Source organism: Zhongshania guokunii (assembly GCF_040892635.1).
Taxonomy (GTDB): domain Bacteria; phylum Pseudomonadota; class Gammaproteobacteria; order Pseudomonadales; family Spongiibacteraceae; genus Spongiibacter; species Spongiibacter guokunii.
The window spans coordinates 1-16890 of the sequence record NZ_JBFRYA010000027.1; the positions used below are offsets into that span (position 1 = coordinate 1).

Sequence of the window (16890 nt, forward strand, 5' to 3'; positions counted from 1 at the left end):
GCGAAGTGATCTTCATTAGTTTTCCTAAACTCGGCGTGAGTCGCACCAATTCACAGCTCAGACAACGCTTAGAAAAAGGCGATAATCCCGCGCTCTGCCCATTGCGGGTAGCGTGGCTACCCAAGGCGCGCAACGGCAAACCCCAAGTGTATTTGCGCGACCTCATCATCACTGGCGACCCGCGCGCGCCGCGCCCCTATGCCAAACATCTCATTGCCAAAACCCAGACCGAGCGCGTTCACGTCCTTGAAGGCGAACCCGCCACCATTACTGCGCTACGGGATATTTGGGCGCAACTGCGCGCCAGCGAAACTGAAGATAAATTTGCAAATTTTGTGGTCCTGCGGGCAACTCTCGCCCTAGAGCGTGCAGCATCACAACTGCTTGGCCCCCAATACAAAATGCCAAAACTGGTGCGCGAAGAAATACGCGCGTCTAGCCGCTTTCAAGAGGGCCTTCGGCTACTGGCTAAACAAAAACAACTACCACTCATTCAAGCCGAAGCCTTGGCCGACAAAGCCCTCAAAGAATTGGCCTCGGGCTTTACGCCACTGGGCCTAGACATCAATCTTATTATGGGCCGTATTCTTTACCGGCGTGGCTACGTTGAGCAATTGGATATTGACCCGCTGCAAATTGAAAAAGTCCGCAGCGCAGTACATGGCAAGCCCGCCATTATTCTACCCTCGCACCGCTCCAATATGGACGTTGGGGTGATGTCCGTCGCCCTACACGAAGCCGGACTACCTCGTACCAGTACCCTCGGCGGTATTAATATGAGTTTCTGGCCAATGGGCTATATTATGCGCCGCTCTGGGGTAATCTTTATTCGCCGCGATATTCGCAGCGACCCCGTATACCGTTGGGTGTTAAAGGAATACCTCGGCTATATGGTCGAAAAACGCTTTAGCCTGCAGTGGTATATAGAGGGCACCCGCTCCCGCACCGGAAAGTCGCTACCGCCCAAACTCGGGCTATTAAAATATGTGGTCGACGCCTACCGCGATGGCCGCTGCGAAGACATTGCCCTAATCCCCGCCTCTACCACCTACGATCAGCTCAACGAAGTGAAAGGCTATGCTGGTGAGGCCATGGGCGTGGCTAAGAAAAAAGAAGATTTAAAATGGATGATCAATTATTTTAAGTCTGCCCACGGTCGCTTTGGCCGCATTTATGTCCGCTTTGGCGAACCACTCTCACTGAGCAGCTACCTCGGCAGCCATGAAGAAGCCAAGCAACTCAGCGACAGCGACTACCACCTTGCCCTGCAAAAATTGGCCTTTGAAATTTCATTGCGCATTAATCAGGCCACGCCGATCACCGCCATTTCCCTTATTACCATGACGGCCCTCAGCGCCTTTCGCCAAGCCCTGAGTTTTGAGCAACTTAGAATGGCACTGCGCGAGTTCGTACACTACACCGAACTCCATGACGCGCCGATGACTGCTAGCGCCAAGCGGTTGCTCTGCGATGAGGGCATTCAAGAGGAACTCGATGCACTCATTGGCCAAGGCCTTATTCACGCCGAAACCGACGGGCCTGAGGCGGTTTTTACCATTAATCGTGACGCCCACGTTGCCGCCTCCTATTATCGCAACTGGGTGATTCATCACTTTCTCGACAGCGCTATTGCCGAGTTGGCATTAACCGCCGCTGCCGAAAAGAGTGAAGGCCAAGCCATAGATATTCTTTGGGACACGGCGCTGCAACTTCGCGACCTACTTAAATTCGATTTCTTTTTCTTGGAAAAAAATCAATTTCGCAAAACCCTGACCGAACGCTTAGCCAAGGTCGACCCCCAGTGGCAGCAAGCCGTGGAAAGCGGCCCAGAAGCCACCCTCACCCTACTCGGCGCCATGCAGCCCATTACCGCCGACAGTGTGTTGCGCTGTTTCTTAGAAAGTTATTGGGTGGTCGCCGTCTGCCTTAAATTACAAGCCGACAAAGACGCCCTCGGCAACAAGAATTTCTTCCAATTTTGCGCTGGTGCAGCGCGCCAGTATCTATTGCAAAAGCGCATTATTCACTCCGAGGCGGCATCGATACATTTATTCAAAACCGGCTTACAAATCGCCGAAAATCGCGGCGTTATCGACAATACCGGAGCCTATCAGGCCCAGCTAGGACAGCGCTATATCGAGGAGCTAGAGACACTTTTACAACTCAGTGATCATCGCTTTGCCTCAGCCCGCCGCACCTTTAATCAACGTTTTTTTAATCGAGTTCAAAACCATGACTGACAGCCAAAGTACATTTAAAGATGAGGTCGACGCCCTGGAGTTACTAATGCTGCGCGGCGAAGCCTCGGTAAAAACCCGCAGCGCGATGCTGTCAATTGCCCTGCTCGATGAGGTGCCAGATTTCACAGAGCTGCGCGCCACCTTCGACTACGCCAGCAGGCAATTTATTCGTCTGCGTCAGCATATTGTCGCGCCCGCCCTGGCCATTACCGCCCCGCGCTGGGTAGTCGACCCCGACTTTAACCTAGACTACCACCTGCGCCGCATTAGCGCGGCTAGCCCCGGTAAGCTGCGCGATGTACTCGATACCGCCAACCAGATCCTCGCTGCGCCAATGGACACCCAGCGCCCGCTATGGGAAGTTTTTATCGTCGAAGGCGTCAAGGAGCAAGGCGCTAAGGCGGCGTTAGTTTTAAAAATGCATCACGCGGTATCCGACGGCATGGGCGGGCTTATGCTTTTAAAGCTCTTATTCAATGACCGCCGAGCGACACCTGCCCGACCACCACTGGCCGCCCCCATCCCTGAAGACATCGACAGTATTAGCCTGAGTCGGCGCGGTATTAGCCAAGCCATTATCAGGGCAATTCCCAGCCTCAACACAAAAATACGCGAGGGTATTCGCGGTGGCAGAGATCTGCTAAACCACCCCAGTGAGCGCCTCGACGAACTTAAGCAACACTGGCAATCGGCCAAGCGTATTTTAAGCAACGGCGACAGCCAGCCTTCGCCGCTACTAATGCGCCGCAGCCTTGGCCGTCGCCTCGACGTACTGGAATACCCCCTCGCCGACCTAAAAGCCTGCGCAAAAACCTTAGATGCCAGTATCAATGATATTTACATTGCCGCCATTGCCGGTGGCCTACACCGCTACCATAGCGCACTCGGCTGCAAGCTCGCCGCACTGCCGCTGGCCATGCCGGTGAATTTGCGCACCGCGAATGATAGTGACGGCGGCAATCACTTTGCCGCAGCGCGTATTTCCCTGCCCCTGAGCGAAGCCGACCCCAAGCACCGTATTAATCTAATTCAAGCCCAAGTACAGCAAGCCATTACCGAGCCAGCGATCAATATTGTTAACCGCGTAGCACCGCTGTTAGTCCACTTACCCGCTAGCGTACTTAAGGAGCTGGGCGAGCTGGCCAGCCATGTCGATGTACAAGCCTCCAATGTGCCCGGCCTCCGCGACCCGGCCTATATCGCCGGCAGTAAAATTGTAAAAATGTACCCCTTTGGGCCACTGCCGGGCATTCCGCTAATGTTAGTGATGATGTCACACGAGGGCGTATGCTATATCGGCAGTCACTGTGATACCGCAGCGTTTAGCCAACCCGATCTGCTAATACAATGTCTAAGCGAGGAATTTAACGCCCTGTTAAAACCCGCCGCTAGTCCAGCAAAGAAAAAAGCCCCTGTTCGCAAGCCGGTTGCAGCAAAAAAGCCAGCACCCAAAAAAACGGTCAACGCCAAAGCAAGTATCCCGGAAGGAAGTAAATCATGAGCCACCCAGATCAGGTCTTGGCATCGACTTTACACAGCATACAATCGTCAAAAAAAGGTCCTTCGGTATGTGTATTTTTTGACCTTGATGGCACCATTATCGCAGGCTTCTCGGCCACCCACCTGAGCAAGCAACGCCTAAAAAACAAAGACATTACGCTGCAAGAATTTCTGCGCACAGTAAACACCGGCATCAATGCTGCCATCGGCAAAGCCGACTTTGAAGATCTGCTGCAAATTGGCGCTGACGCGTGGAAGGGTCGCAACCATCTCGAACTCATGGCCATGGGCGAACGGCTGTTTAACAAAAAAATTATTAATTTAATCTACCCAGAAATGCGTAAAATTATTAAGGCTCACCAACAGCAGGGTCACACGGTAATACTGTCGTCCTCCGCCACCTGCTACCAAGTAGAACCCATAGCGCGCTTTTTTGGCATTGAACACGTGCTGTGCAATCGCTTTGCACTCAGTGGCGAACAACTCAGCGGCGAAATAGCAAAACCCCTAATTTGGGCCAAGGGCAAAGCCCAAGCAGCCCAGCACTTTGCCGACGAGCGCCAAGCGCCACTGAGCGACTGCTACTTCTACGCCGACGGCAATGAAGATGAAGCTTTAATGCATTTAGTTGGACACCCCCGCCCCACCAACCCCGGCAAAAATTTAGCTCGGGTTGCAAAGTCACGGGGCTGGCCAATTCAACGTTTTGTCAGTCGCAAAAACAACGGCGCCCTGCGCTCCACCGCCGGTGTAATGAGCGTGCTGCCATTTGCCGGTATTGGCTTAGGGCTCGGTTTACTCAAACGCGACAAGCGCGCCATATTAAATTACGCTTCGCCCCGCTGGATTGATCGCATGTTTAAAATAAACGGCGTGAAACTCAATGTTATTGGCAAGGAGAATCTCTGGGCGCAGCGACCCGCAGTATTTATTTTTAATCACCGCAATAACTACGACGCTTTTATGGCCGCCAAACTGATTGAAAAAGACTTTACCGGCGTTGGTAAAAAAGAATTAGAAAATCACTGGCTCACCGGCACCATTGGCAAACTGGCCGACGTGGCGTTTATCGATCGCGCCGATTCAAAAGGCTCGGTAGAGGCGCTTAAACCGATTGAGGAACTCGCCCGTAAAGGTATTTCAATCTGCCTCGCCCCAGAGGGAAATCGGGTAGACACCGAACTGGTTGGCGATTTTAAGAAAGGTGCTTTTCGCATGGCAATGGCGGCGGGAATTCCAATAGTGCCGATTGTATTTCGCAACGCCGAAATGATCGCTGCTCGGGACGCCGCAGTAATGAGTCCCGGCACCGTTGACGTAGCGGTACTACCGCCTATTTCAGTAAAAAGTTGGACACTGAAAAACTTAGAATCAAAAATCAGCGAGGTGCGCCAGCTATATATTGACACCCTTAATGACTGGCCTAAAAACTAAATAGGCAGCGCCGATATCCTCGCGAGAATATCGGCACCTTTTTTAGAAAAAGATGTTATTGCAATTCAAAAAACGGCATCCAAACATCTTCACGTTGCTCAAAGGATACCTTCACCCTATCGCCGATACGTACACTGCCTGGCTCGGCGCTAGGCATTGCCGACGTCAAACGCAAACCTGGCTGTTCATCCAATTCAATAATCACCAAGAGATAGGGAATCTTTAAACCTGGCATCCACGGCATACGGTTTACAGTTATTGCCGCCACCGTGCCCTTGCCAGACATGACTTTGGCCGCAATGCCCTCGCCCAAGCACTTCCGGCAGCAAACACTGGGCGGATGCTGCCAGTACTGGCAGTCGTCGCAGTATTGCATGCGCAGCTTTCCATCCTCACCAGATGTCCAAAAAAAGCTATTCAGCTCGTCTAACTCGGGCACTGGGCCAACGGTCTTATCAAGACTACTTGCATCTGTCACTGTTGTTTCAGTCATTCCATTCATCCATTTCTTCGGCTGAGTTTCACTATTATATGCATCAGCGAGTTTTCATCATCGGCCTAACACACTAGGGTCAATCACGGCGTAGCAAAGCAGCACCAGACAGATTTCCACCGCCATTGCTGACTACCGCGAGCTTTCTGTCGCCACTCAATTGGTGACTACCCGCTTCGCCGCGCAATTGTTTTACGGCCTCATGAAAATAGCCCAAGCCGTGAGTGCGCCCCGCCGACAATTGGCCGCCGTGACTCGCCAGAGGCAGTTCTCCGTCGCGGCCAATACGCTGACCACCCTCGACAAAGGCCGCTGCTTCACCGCGCCCGCAAAAGCCCAAGCCCTCTAGCCACAGCAGGGTTAAAAAGCTAAAGCCGTCGTAAAGTTCAGCAAAGTCGACATCTTTGGGTTTAAAGTCGGTGCGCGACCACAGCATTTTACCGGCGTCTTCGGCGCCAAAACGGGTGAGGTCATCTTGCTGATCCCAGCTGTCACGCCCGTAAAGCGGACCACCAATGGCTTCAATATGAATCGCCTTGGATTTTAAATCTGGTACGCAGTCTTTGTGAGAAATAATAATGACGGTGGAGCCGTCAATAGGCACATCGCAGTCAAATAAACACAGCGGGTCTGAAATCATTCGCGAGGCCAGATAATCGTCCATGCTGAGCGGGTCGCGATACACCGCGCGCTCGTTCAGCATGGCATTGCTGCGCGCATTCAAGGCAACTTGAGCAAGCTGCTCACGTGTTGCGCCAAACTCATGCATATAGCGCGACGCCACCAACGCAGCCCAGCTACTCGCCGAAAATGCGCCAAAAGGCAGCTGCCACTGAAACGGCCCGCTAATGCGCTGACTGCCGGTACCCTGCACGCTAGAGCGGGTGCCCTTGGCCATGGAGCTGGCCTCGGTCATGGTACGAAAGCAAATAACATGGCGGGCTTGGCCGCTGGCCACCGCCATGCAGGCATTGATAATAGCCGACATTTGGGTGGACTCAATACCGGCGTTATACCAGCTCAGTTTTAAATCCATTGCCTCACGCAGATCGGTAATCGACACCGGCGAAAAGCCCGGTGCGGCGTGTTGCATTTGTCCTGGCCAGCTCGACACACCGTCGATATCACTGCGCGACAAACCAGCGTCATCAAGGGCTTGTTTCACCGCATCCACGGTTAATTGCAAGCCATTGCGAGGCAGGCGACGGCCAATTTCAGACTGGCCAATACCGGAAATAACACACTGTTTTTCTGCAAAAATATTCGCCATAAATCAGCTCAGCTCTTTAAACGGTTTATTTTTATCTGGGCGATAGTCCTGGGGCAAACCCAGTACGCGCTCGGCGATGGTATTTAATAACACTTCATCTGTGCCGCCGGCAATACGACCTGCGGGGTCAATCCACGACCACGCAAAATCGGTGCGAAAATCGCCATTGGGATTCATTTCAATGCCCTCCGGGCCGATTAAGTCTAGCGCCAATGCACCCAAACGCTGACGGGCACGCCCCATAATCAGCTTGCGAATACCCGCTTCTGGCCCTGGCTCTTTGCCACGACCCACCGCCGCCATGCCGCGACGGTAAATAGAACGCAGACCCTGTCGCTCTATATAGGCTTCGAGTAAGGTTGCGCGAATTTCGCCGTCGGCAATGGCCGGTGCGCCGGCAATTTCACAGTGCTGGGCGTGTTCAAACAAACTATTGAGGGACATGCCGCCAATGCTTTCATCATACACACCGGCAACACGTTCAATCATTAACATTTCCATGGCCACCGCAAAACCGCGGCCCTCATCGCCTAGGCGCTGAGTATCTGGAATAAAGACATTGTCGAAGAACACTTCGTTTACATCGTCGTGACCAGCCATGCGCCGGATTGGCCGCACGCTAATACCACTGCTGTGCATATCTGCATAGAAACAGGTAATACCCGCGTGCTTGGGGCCGTCGCTATTGGTGCGCGCCACGATAAAGCCCCAGTCGGCAACTTGCGCCCAGCTGGTCCACAGCTTTTGGCCATTGAGCAGCCAGCCATCAACACCGTCTTGAGTGTGACGCTCAGCCTTTAAGCGCACGGCAGCAAGATCAGAACCGGCGCCCGGTTCAGAGAACATCTGGCACCAGATCTGTTCGCCGCGAATTGCCTTTGGTCCCAGCTCGCGACGAGCTTCTTCCGGCGCATAGCGCAGGAATATCGCCATCAACTGCGCAGTGCTAATCACAAAGTATTCGGTGGGTAAGAGGTATTTAAGCTCTTCTTCGCCAAACACAATTTTATGTAATTCGGTAAGACCTGCGCCGCCATACTCAGCGGGTAAATTAATACAGGCAAAGCCGCCTTCCACTTTTTTGGCCTGCCACTGGCGACCAAGAGCAAGATCTTCTGCAAAGCTTAAACCCTGACGCACCTCGCCAGAAAACGCGGGCGCATTTTCGGCCAACCATTGACGGGCCTGCTGACGATACGCACCCAGCTCCGGCAGCGCCTCTATAGGTTCACGAGCATTACCTTGATCGGCAAGACGATAGCTAAAAAAGCGCTCCCGCCATTCCAAACGGCTACCCAATTCCAGCGCCAATACCCGCGAGCGACGGTAGTGATGCTGGGGCAAACCCTCCCAGGTTGAACCCAAACCGCCAAAGGTTTGCATACTCTCTTTGGCGCTAAATTCGTAAGCTTCAATGGCCGCAACCCGCGACGCCGCAGCCAGTTCACGCCAGCTGTCGTCACCTGCCTCATAGGCCAGTAGCGCGTCATCGACACAGCCCCGCGCCAGTTCAATACGCCAGTACATATCGGCAATTTTGTGTTTAATCGCCTGTAACGCACCCAAGGTTTGACCGAATACCTTGCGCTCTAAAGCGTAGTCGCGTGCCAATAACATCGCCGCTTCGGCGCCAGCGCTCTGTTCCACAGCAGTTAACAGAGCGGCAACGGCAAGACTGTCGGCGTGGATTTGCTCGGCATTGTCAGCGGCGAGCACACAAACTTCTGTACCGGCAAAACTCAGTCGCGCTTGCCCGCGCGCTTGATCTATCGCGGGCACAGCTTCTTTGGTGACGCTTGCGTCTGCCAAATTAACCAGCACTAATTTTTTCTGACCGTCATCATCCGCTAAAACGAGGGCATAATCCGCCACCGCCGCAAACGGCGTGGCAACCGAGCGCCCCTGCAATTTTCCCTGAACCAAGGTCAGCGGCGCTCCGCACACGAAACAAGCGACACCATTACCCGCCATTAGGCTTTCTAATACGGTAAGCGCACTGCTATCGGCACTGCTTTGTTTAAGAATTTGTGCAAGTTGATACACCGGCAACAGGGGCAATGACACCGTGGTGCGGCCCATCTCCTGAGCGAGCACCGCCAAACCGCGCAAACCCAAGCCCAGGCCGCCCTGGGCCTCGTCTACCGCCAACATCGGCCAACCCATTTCGGCGATGCTGCCCCAGCTTTCGCTGTCGAAGGACGCTGGCTTGTCTAACAGGGCTTTAAGGTATTCGGGATCGGCCCGCTCAGTCAAAAAGCGCGCAGCCTGATCTTGAATAGCCTGTAAATCTTCATTAATTGCAATCACGTCTTTTGCCGCCTACATCACTTATTCGTTGTTAGCCTTACTGGCTTTTAGCATTTATTCCGCCAACCTACATCAGGCCGGATCAAACTCAGCATAGCCGTTGTTTAGCACCAGCAACTCCCGCTCAACAACAAAAGTACGGAAAGCTGCCTTGCCCTCGCCTTCATTCCAAATTTCAGTGCGTAATGTTTCACCTGGGAAAACAGGGCTGGCAAAGCGCAGATTAAACTTGCGCAGGCGCGCCGGATTGCCATCACACACTGCCGATATCACTGCTCGCGCAGCAAAGCCGTAGGTGCACAGGCCATGCAAAATCGGTTTAGGAAAGCCACCCATCGCCGCGAATTTCGGGTCGATGTGCAAGGGGTTGGTGTCGCCGGTTAAGCGGTAGAGCGCTGCCTGCTCTTCGCGGCTGATTGCGTCGATCACCGCATCCGGGGCGCGCTCTGGAATAGGCTGTGGCACAGGCTGACCGCTCGTGGGGCCGCCGCAGCCGCCATTGCCACGCAAGAATACCGCCGAGGTACAGGTGGCCAGTAATTCACCGCTGTCGACATCACTAATTTCCCGCGCCAGCATCATTACCGAGCCTTTCTCGACACCCTTGTCGTAAATCTCTTGAACATAGCTGCGGCTCTTCACCGTGCCTTCTACCGGCAGCGGCTTATGTATAGTGAGGTATTGTTCGCCGTGCAATAATTTGCTCAGATCAATACCTGTTGCAGGGTCGGCCACCCACATTGTCCCTTGACTCGCCATAGTTACCGCCATTGTTGGCAATACCTCCAGCTTCTTCTCGTAAATTAAATTCAGGTCTGCAGCGGGGTCGCCAGCGCCAGCACCCACACTTAAGGCATATAAAATACAGTCATTCGCAGTGTAATCCTGATGACCCTCGGGGATTGGCCAATTTTTAATTTTTTCGTATTCAAAACCCACGCAATACACTCCAAGCTGATGATGAAATCCACAGCGGCCAAGCGCTGTAGCATTAAGCTCGCCATTAGGACAGTAGCAAGCTCGCAAATTTATATAAAAACTAACACATAATCAGCTACTGATCAACACGAAGGAGGTAGCGCCATTCCGTCTATATACGCTAACATAGCAATAAAATAGCAGCGCTAGCGGTAAGTACTACACCTGCGTAGCGCCAGCAGTTACTATAAATGACACATAATCACTAAATTAAACAATAAATCCGGTGACCCATGACACTCGCCCCCAATTTGCGATCAGCCCTAGCATGCAGCCTTAGCAGTTCATTAGCCCAATGCGCTGCTAGCGACACTGCTTTTTATTTCCAAGACCGCGAGTACTGCTGGCAAGACGTTCGCAATACAATTAGCAGCCTCGACCAACTCCTCAACAAACACCCCCTAGGCGAGCTAAGCCGTGTGGCCTTTATCGCCCGCAGCCGCCCTCTGCATATCAGCTGCCTGTGGGGGCTGCTGACCACCGACCGCTGCGCCTCAATGATCCACTGCTACCAATCCACCGCCAAAATCATCAGCGACATTCGCAAAGAGGGCTACCGCGCCCTGATCGCCGACCAACAAGACTGGAATGCCGAACTGCTAGCCGCAGTGCAAGACATGGGCTGCCTCGGTATTGCCATCACAGAACATTCGCTTGAATTACGCCACTGCCCAGAGCCAAACACCGCAAACCACGCTGGCTCACAAACCACGCCAGCAAACCAAGACGATACCGCCACTGCCATCGAAACCCTGAGCAGCGGCACCACCGGCGCACCCAAGCGCATTCAGCTCAGCCGCCGCAACCTCGCCGCCAGCACCGAGGCCGCCAAGCAAGCGCTCACCCAAATGAACGCCAGCGCCAGCCAGCCCGCACCTATTATTTCGGTATTACCCCTTAGCAATATCAGCGGCGTTTACGCCAGCACCCCCGCACTGGCGATGGGTATGCCCATGGCGATTCTGGAAAAATTCCAATTAGACGACTGGCTGGCCATAGTGCAGCGCTTTAAACCCGTCGCCGCCGATATTCCACCCGCCGCAATGGCCGCCCTGCGTCAACGCCAACTACCCAAGGAGGTGTTTAGCAGCATTAAGGTCGTACGCACTGGCGCCGCGCCGCTAGACCGTGAAGTGCAGGCTTATTTTCAAAATGAGCTAGGTATACCAGTGAATTTAAGTTATGGCGCCAGTGAATTCTGCGGAGTCATCACCAGCTGGACGATGGCTGAGTTAGCAGAATACTCCGCCACTAAAATGGGCAGCTGCGGCCGCGCCCTACCCGGCGTGGAATTACGAATTAGCGACCCAGACACTGGCGCAGTATTAGCCACAAATGAAGTGGGCAGACTAGAAGCCAAAGTCGAGCGTGTTGGCCCCGACTGGATAGCCACCTCCGATCAAGCCCGTCTCGACGAAGACGGCTTTATGTGGTTTGAAGGACGACTGGAAGAAACTATTTTCCGCGGTGGCTTTAAATTAGCACCCCTGCTGATTGCCGAACAACTGCGCCGTCACCCCGCCCTAGCCGACGCGGCGGTCATTGGCGTGGACGATCCGCGATTGGGACAAGTACCCATTGCTGCGCTTGTGCTTAAAGCAGGCCAGAATCAGCCAAGCGATGAAGAGCTAAACCACTTTGCCCGCGAGCACCTCAGCGCAACCGAAATCCCGAGTGCCTATTATTTTGTAGATGAATTGCCGCGCACATCAAGTTATAAGATCAGCCTTGTTGAGTTGCGTAAATTAATCGAGGCGTTTTAATAACAGAGTTTTAAATTGAGGGAAATCCTCTGACAAGTGGGGTATAAATTTGAGTGATACACTTACCTACCAGATCCCGGTCAGGCCCAGCATGACAGCGTTTCCAACATGGAATCTAGCCGCACTCAACAGCCATATCCTACTTAATTTATTGGCCCAGTACATAAATTATTGATTTATACCTATGTGAGCTTATTATCAATGGAAAGGAATGCGTGAAAGAACTAAAGGAAGCCTTCATTTTTACACGGCATACTATTGCGACGTCCAACAAACCGCTGTTTTTGCAGAATGAATTTCTCAAGCCATTTCGCCTCAGCCTTGAAGAGGGAGAGGTATTATTCTACGTGAGCCTCTATCGCTTACCATTAGTTTTCAAGGGGGTTATGTGGCAATAGAGTCACCGTTATTTCAAAGTGCTATGGAACTTTTCGGGCACTCACTTTCACATTACATCGGCAAGAAAGAACTGGACCGAAAACTGGTAATTCTTCATCTCGCCAACGCGATTGAATTGATATTAAAGGATTTGGTTCTTGATTCGGGTGAGTCGATTTACAAAAACCCAAAAGAAACAATCACAATACAGGGATGCTTATCAGCACTTGAAAAGCATAATATCAAAGTGCCTTATCTTAATAAGATTGAGTTATTAATTGATGAGCGCAATGCTCTCCAGCATCGATTTGGCTCACCTAATGAACTTACCAGCATTTTCTACATGAACATCGCTCAAGATTTCTTCAAGCAAGTTCTTAAAATGCACTATGGTCAAGAATATGGAGAAATAATATCGCAGTTTGCAGAGGAACAGGATCTCGCTACCTACAATTTGAGCAACCCATCTAATGACCAAGAGCTCGAGAAATTACAAGAACTTTCCAAAATTCACCCATTAGGCGCCTTTCTTTCTGCGTGGTCCTATTTTGAAAAAATGACAGAAGACTTTATGTCAGAATCCGGCCTAGATTTTGGACGGCGGCGACCATTCATGATGGAACTAACTAGGGGTCGCTTGGCACACTATGGAATTGCACTGCCGGAACCCCTTCTTTTCAAAATCCAAGCAATGCGGCACCTCAGGAATATGTCTGCACATGGCCGCTCTGAACCGACCAAAGACGACGTCATTGAAGCCATTGAAACAATAGAAGAGCTCGAGCGTTTTCTGGAAAGCCTTAGTAAAAATGATATTTCAGAGCGTGCACGGCCTGATAAAGAGGAGTACGAAAAAACGCAGAGGGAATATCAGGCGGAGCGAGAAAGCATGAACGAACGCCACCAACGCATGATGGAGTTTGATAAAACCGACGGCTAACAACCAACCTGTGGCAGACACAGCGGCGCCCATTACATTAAGCTATTGGCTTAAGTCGAGTGTAGCCATAAACTGTAGGCTCACCAATAACGATCCCGCAACCCCTTTTTATAAAGCTTACCGTTATCCATACGCGGCAGCGCCGCATCAAAATCAATACTACGTGGGCATTTAATCGCGGAGAGTTGGGCACGACAGTAGGCCATTAATTCCGCTGCCAAGTCATCGCCAGCCTCGCTCCAATTTAATGGTTGAATGACGGCTTTGACTTCTTCGCCGAACTCGGCATTGGGTACGCCAAACACGGCAACGTCCATTACTTTGGGATGCACAGTTAAGATATTTTCTATTTCCTGAGGGTAAATGTTCACGCCACCAGAAATAATCATGAAACTTTTGCGATCGGTTAAGAATAAGTAACCGTCTTCATCAACGTAGCCAATGTCGCCCAAGGTCGACCAGCTAGGGTGCTTGGGATTGCGGGCATCTTTGGTTTTAGCCTCATCGTTTTTATATTTAAAATCAAAGCCACCCTCAAAATACACCGTGCCCTGTTCGCCTGCGGGCAGCTCCTCGCCGTCGTCGTCGCAGATATGCAAAATACCCCACTGAGCACGGCCCACCGAACCCCGTTTTTTCAGCCATTCTTCAGAGGTTATATACGTGGCACCGTTACCTTCTGAACCGCCGTAGTATTCATAGAGGATGGGGCCCCACCAATCGATCATCTGCTGCTTAATGGGCACCGGACACGGCGCTGCGGCGTGAATAACGCACTCTAAGCTTGAACAATCGATACTATTGCGCTGGTACTCCGGTAATTTAAGCAAGCGCACAAACATAGTCGGCACCATTTGCATATGCGTCACTTTAAAGCGCTCAATGGCACTGAGTAGCGCAACTGGCTCAAATTTTTCGCAAATAACAACGCAGCCACCAATGCTCTGCACTGTCATGCTAAATACCAAGGGCGCAGCGTGGTAAAGCGGCGCTGGGGACAAATACACACTGCGCTCTGACACGCCGTATTGCTCACGCTGCATGGCAACAAAGGGTAGCGGTTGATCAGCTGGGGCGCCGCTTAGCGGCAGCTGTACGCCCTTGGGTTTGCCAGTGGTGCCCGATGAATAGACCATATACTGACCGGCGGTTTCATCGCTAATACGCTCAGCGGGCTGCTCGGCAATAGCCTGCGGCCAGCTCGGCAGCGTCGCTGATTCACGGTCTACAAAGAAATTAAATTGCTCACCAAACTCAGCGGCGGCACCTTTGGCTATCAGCTCTTTAACGCCGGGCAAGTCTGACGATGCCACCAACAAAGATGCGCCGCAGTCTTTAATAATATACGCCGCTTCAGCCAAGGTTAGGTGACTAGAAATAGGGGTGAAATACAGGCCCGAGCGCTGAGCTGCCCAGCTAATCTCAAGGAAGCTCGATGAGTTGTGCATCCAAATGGCAATACCATCGCCGGGCTTTAAGCCCAGCGCACGAAATTGCTGGGCGCCTTGATTGGAACGGCTCTCTAGCTGTGCATACGTAGTGACTTCACCACTGCCCGCCATGATGATTGCAGGGGTATTGGGTCGTTCCTTGGCGTGAATACTCGGGTGCATACATAGCTCCAAAAAAAGCGAACAATAATTTTAAAAAGAATAGTGTTAAGCGTTTTAATTCTTCAGTAATGCATTAATTGCCGAATCTGTATTTATCCAATCAAGCTTAATTTCGCGGTAATCAAATAACCAATTGCCGACATCGTCCGACGACATGTGATCGATATAGTAACCGGTATGATCGAGGCCAATATTGGAGTACACCGAGAAGCGCGTTTCAATGCGCGCAGAGTTGGTTTTAAGCTCCTGAATATCTGGCATTGCAAGATGATGTTTTAATCGCGGCGGTTTTGGACCGCCCGCATTTAACAAGGCGATAAACTCGCCCTGAAGATCCACAAAAAATTGCCGTACCCCCACTGGGCCGCGATACGTATCGCGGCCCGCCATGGGCAGGTATTGTGCGTCGGCATGAAAGAGCGCCGATAAGTTTTGACTGTCACCTGCATCAACATAGCGGCAATAGCGCGACAGGGTCGCGCGAATCGCCTCGGCGGCGACACATTGCGCTAGCGATGCAGTGTCAGGCATTGGCTTATTCGCCAGACTTTTTGCCCTCAGAAACCATTTTCGCTACGCCCTGGTTAACGATATCCCAAAATTCTTTGGTAGAAGAGCTTACCGTGTGGGTGTCGAAGTGCGCGTTAAGCGAGTTGCGGTAGCCCTGAATATCGGCGGTGCGATTCAGCGAGCGCTTGAGCATGGCGGTGGCGTGTGGCGGCGCCTTGGCAATCTGCTGAGCCATTTTCATGGTGAAATCTTCCAGCTCGGCGCGGGGTACAACGTGGTTGACCATGCCCCACTCTTTGCCGTCTTGGGCGCTGATTTTACCGCCGGTGAACAGCAGTTCTTTGGCTTTACGGGTGTTCAATACCCAAGGGTGGAGCAGCGCTTCTACCGCAGCAGCGCCCATGGAATGCAACACTGGATCAGAGAAGTAAGCGTCGTCGCTGGCAATAACCAAATCGCAGGAGTTTGCCACCATAAAACCACCGGCAATACAGGCACCGCTCACTTCAGCAATCGTGGGCTTGGGTAGATCCCAAATACGCATGGCATTCCCAAGGAAGTGTTCCTGCTCCCAATGCCAGTGCTGTTCAACAGTGTAATCACCGCGCAGTTTCATGCCGTCGGCCAGATCGTGACCGGCAGAAAAGTGCTTACCTTGACCACCAATAATAACCACGTGAACTTCGCTGTCGGCTTTGGCGCGGGCCAGTGCGTCGTCTAGCTCGGCGAGCAAGCGCGTTGACTGGGCGTTGCCCTTGTCTGGACGGTTGTGGCAAACCCGCAGTACTGCACCCGTTTTTTCATAAGTAATATCGTTATATTCCATGCTCATCTCCGTTATTGCTGGACGGGTAATCAAGGTGGCCCGAGTCCAATCAGTGCAGCTGTTGAATTCAGCACCTCTTGGCCGCCCCAACAACTAACTATGTGTTAGCTTTCAAATTAGCACATGCGCGCCTCGCTGGCAATTCGCAGTGCTACGCTCTTTTTATCTATGCGGCGCAATTACCTTATGCAGTTAGTGACGACCACAGTTGCTCTGAGCCAGCGGCCAAGATTTTATTGCCCAGCTGCTCTGACCAGTAGCGCTCATTGCCCGCCTCTGCCCGCCATTGCCACAGACGGCGCGTGTAATAATGCAGCTCGTGCTCGTCGGTAATACCGATGGCGCCAAATACTTGGTGGCCAATTCGGCTCACGTCTTTGGCGGCGACGCTGGCCGTGTATTTCGCCACGGCGGCTCCCGCCAAAAACTGATTATTATCCAGCTCGCGACAGGCGTATTTGCCAGCCATTTCCGCCGCTGCGGCGCGGCAACTGGCTTCTGCTAACTGGTGCTGCAAGGCCTGAAACTTGCCAATCGGCTTGCCAAACTGCTTGCGGGTATTGGCGTAGTCCACGGCCAATTCCACTACCTTGTCGCAGGCGCCACTGATCATTAGGGCGCGCATTACAGCCAAGCCA

General features: G+C 52.4%; 13 protein-coding genes. 5 read left to right on the top strand and 8 right to left on the bottom strand.

Translation table 11 applies throughout. The features are described from left to right. The 3 genes from AB4876_RS18745 to AB4876_RS18755 form a co-directional block, all read left to right on the top strand. The coding region (locus tag AB4876_RS18745; RefSeq protein WP_368383220.1) for a glycerol-3-phosphate 1-O-acyltransferase at positions 1-2240 on the top strand (2240 nt) is incomplete at its 5' end. After that, positions 2233-3741 (top strand): wax ester/triacylglycerol synthase domain-containing protein, encoded by a 1509-nt coding sequence (locus AB4876_RS18750; RefSeq protein WP_368383221.1) that lies wholly within the window; start codon positions 2233-2235, stop codon positions 3739-3741. The genes AB4876_RS18745 and AB4876_RS18750, both read left to right, overlap by 8 nt. Further along, positions 3738-5174, top strand: coding sequence for an HAD-IB family hydrolase (locus tag AB4876_RS18755; protein WP_368383222.1), 1437 nt, complete (start codon positions 3738-3740; stop codon positions 5172-5174). The genes AB4876_RS18750 and AB4876_RS18755 overlap by 4 nt, the downstream gene beginning before the upstream one ends. 55 nt (positions 5175-5229) lie before the next feature. Here AB4876_RS18755 and AB4876_RS18760 read toward each other — a convergent pair whose 3' ends face one another. The 4 genes from AB4876_RS18760 to AB4876_RS18775 form a co-directional block, all read right to left on the bottom strand. Then, complete coding sequence (locus AB4876_RS18760) at positions 5230-5667, bottom strand: Zn-ribbon domain-containing OB-fold protein (RefSeq protein WP_296436689.1); 438 nt, start codon at positions 5665-5667, stop codon at positions 5230-5232. 79 nt (positions 5668-5746) lie between these two features. Further along, a complete protein-coding gene (locus AB4876_RS18765; RefSeq protein WP_368383223.1) occupies positions 5747-6937 on the bottom strand; it encodes a thiolase family protein in 1191 nt (396 codons plus the stop codon). Positions 6938-6940: 3 nt separating this feature from the next. After that, complete coding sequence (locus AB4876_RS18770; protein WP_368383224.1) at positions 6941-9244, bottom strand: acyl-CoA dehydrogenase family protein; 2304 nt, start codon at positions 9242-9244, stop codon at positions 6941-6943. Between the two features lie 72 nt (positions 9245-9316). Next, a complete protein-coding gene (locus tag AB4876_RS18775) occupies positions 9317-10183 on the bottom strand; it encodes a MaoC/PaaZ C-terminal domain-containing protein (RefSeq protein ID WP_368383225.1) in 867 nt (288 codons plus the stop codon). A gap of 272 nt (positions 10184-10455) precedes the next feature. Here AB4876_RS18775 and AB4876_RS18780 point away from each other — a divergent pair, with 272 nt between their 5' ends. Both AB4876_RS18780 and AB4876_RS18785 read left to right on the top strand, forming a co-directional pair. Next, on the top strand, positions 10456-11985 hold the full coding sequence (locus tag AB4876_RS18780; protein WP_368383226.1) for a class I adenylate-forming enzyme family protein: 1530 nt from the start codon (positions 10456-10458) through the stop codon (positions 11983-11985). 388 nt (positions 11986-12373) lie between these two features. Beyond that, the gene (locus AB4876_RS18785; protein ID WP_368383227.1) at positions 12374-13303 is read left to right on the top strand and encodes a DUF4145 domain-containing protein; all 930 of its coding nucleotides are present in this window, start codon (positions 12374-12376) and stop codon (positions 13301-13303) included. Positions 13304-13383: 80 nt separating this feature from the next. On the opposite strand, the gene AB4876_RS18790 is transcribed toward AB4876_RS18785, so the two are convergent. From AB4876_RS18790 to AB4876_RS18805, 4 genes are all read right to left on the bottom strand, one after another. Beyond that, positions 13384-14916 (bottom strand): acyl-CoA synthetase, encoded by a 1533-nt coding sequence (locus tag AB4876_RS18790; RefSeq protein WP_368383228.1) that lies wholly within the window; start codon positions 14914-14916, stop codon positions 13384-13386. Positions 14917-14970: 54 nt separating this feature from the next. Continuing rightward, on the bottom strand, positions 14971-15447 hold the full coding sequence (locus AB4876_RS18795; RefSeq protein WP_368383229.1) for a nuclear transport factor 2 family protein: 477 nt from the start codon (positions 15445-15447) through the stop codon (positions 14971-14973). 4 nt (positions 15448-15451) lie between these two features. Continuing rightward, complete coding sequence (locus tag AB4876_RS18800; protein ID WP_368380391.1) at positions 15452-16252, bottom strand: enoyl-CoA hydratase; 801 nt, start codon at positions 16250-16252, stop codon at positions 15452-15454. A 184-nt stretch (positions 16253-16436) separates the two neighbouring features. Further along, the coding region (locus tag AB4876_RS18805) for an acyl-CoA dehydrogenase family protein (protein ID WP_368383230.1) at positions 16437-16890 on the bottom strand (454 nt) is incomplete at its 5' end.

Coding starts and splice junctions, on each gene's coding strand:
- AB4876_RS18750 (WP_368383221.1), top strand. CDS start 2,233: ATGACTGACAGCCAAAGTACATTTAAAGATGAGGTCGACGCCCTGGAG.
- AB4876_RS18780 (WP_368383226.1), top strand. CDS start 10,456: ATGACACTCGCCCCCAATTTGCGATCAGCCCTAGCATGCAGCCTTAGC.
- AB4876_RS18760 (WP_296436689.1), bottom strand. CDS start 5,667: ATGACTGAAACAACAGTGACAGATGCAAGTAGTCTTGATAAGACCGTT.
- AB4876_RS18765 (WP_368383223.1), bottom strand. CDS start 6,937: ATGGCGAATATTTTTGCAGAAAAACAGTGTGTTATTTCCGGTATTGGC.
- AB4876_RS18790 (WP_368383228.1), bottom strand. CDS start 14,916: ATGCACCCGAGTATTCACGCCAAGGAACGACCCAATACCCCTGCAATC.
- AB4876_RS18795 (WP_368383229.1), bottom strand. CDS start 15,447: ATGCCTGACACTGCATCGCTAGCGCAATGTGTCGCCGCCGAGGCGATT.
- AB4876_RS18755 (WP_368383222.1), top strand. CDS start 3,738: ATGAGCCACCCAGATCAGGTCTTGGCATCGACTTTACACAGCATACAA.
- AB4876_RS18800 (WP_368380391.1), bottom strand. CDS start 16,252: ATGGAATATAACGATATTACTTATGAAAAAACGGGTGCAGTACTGCGG.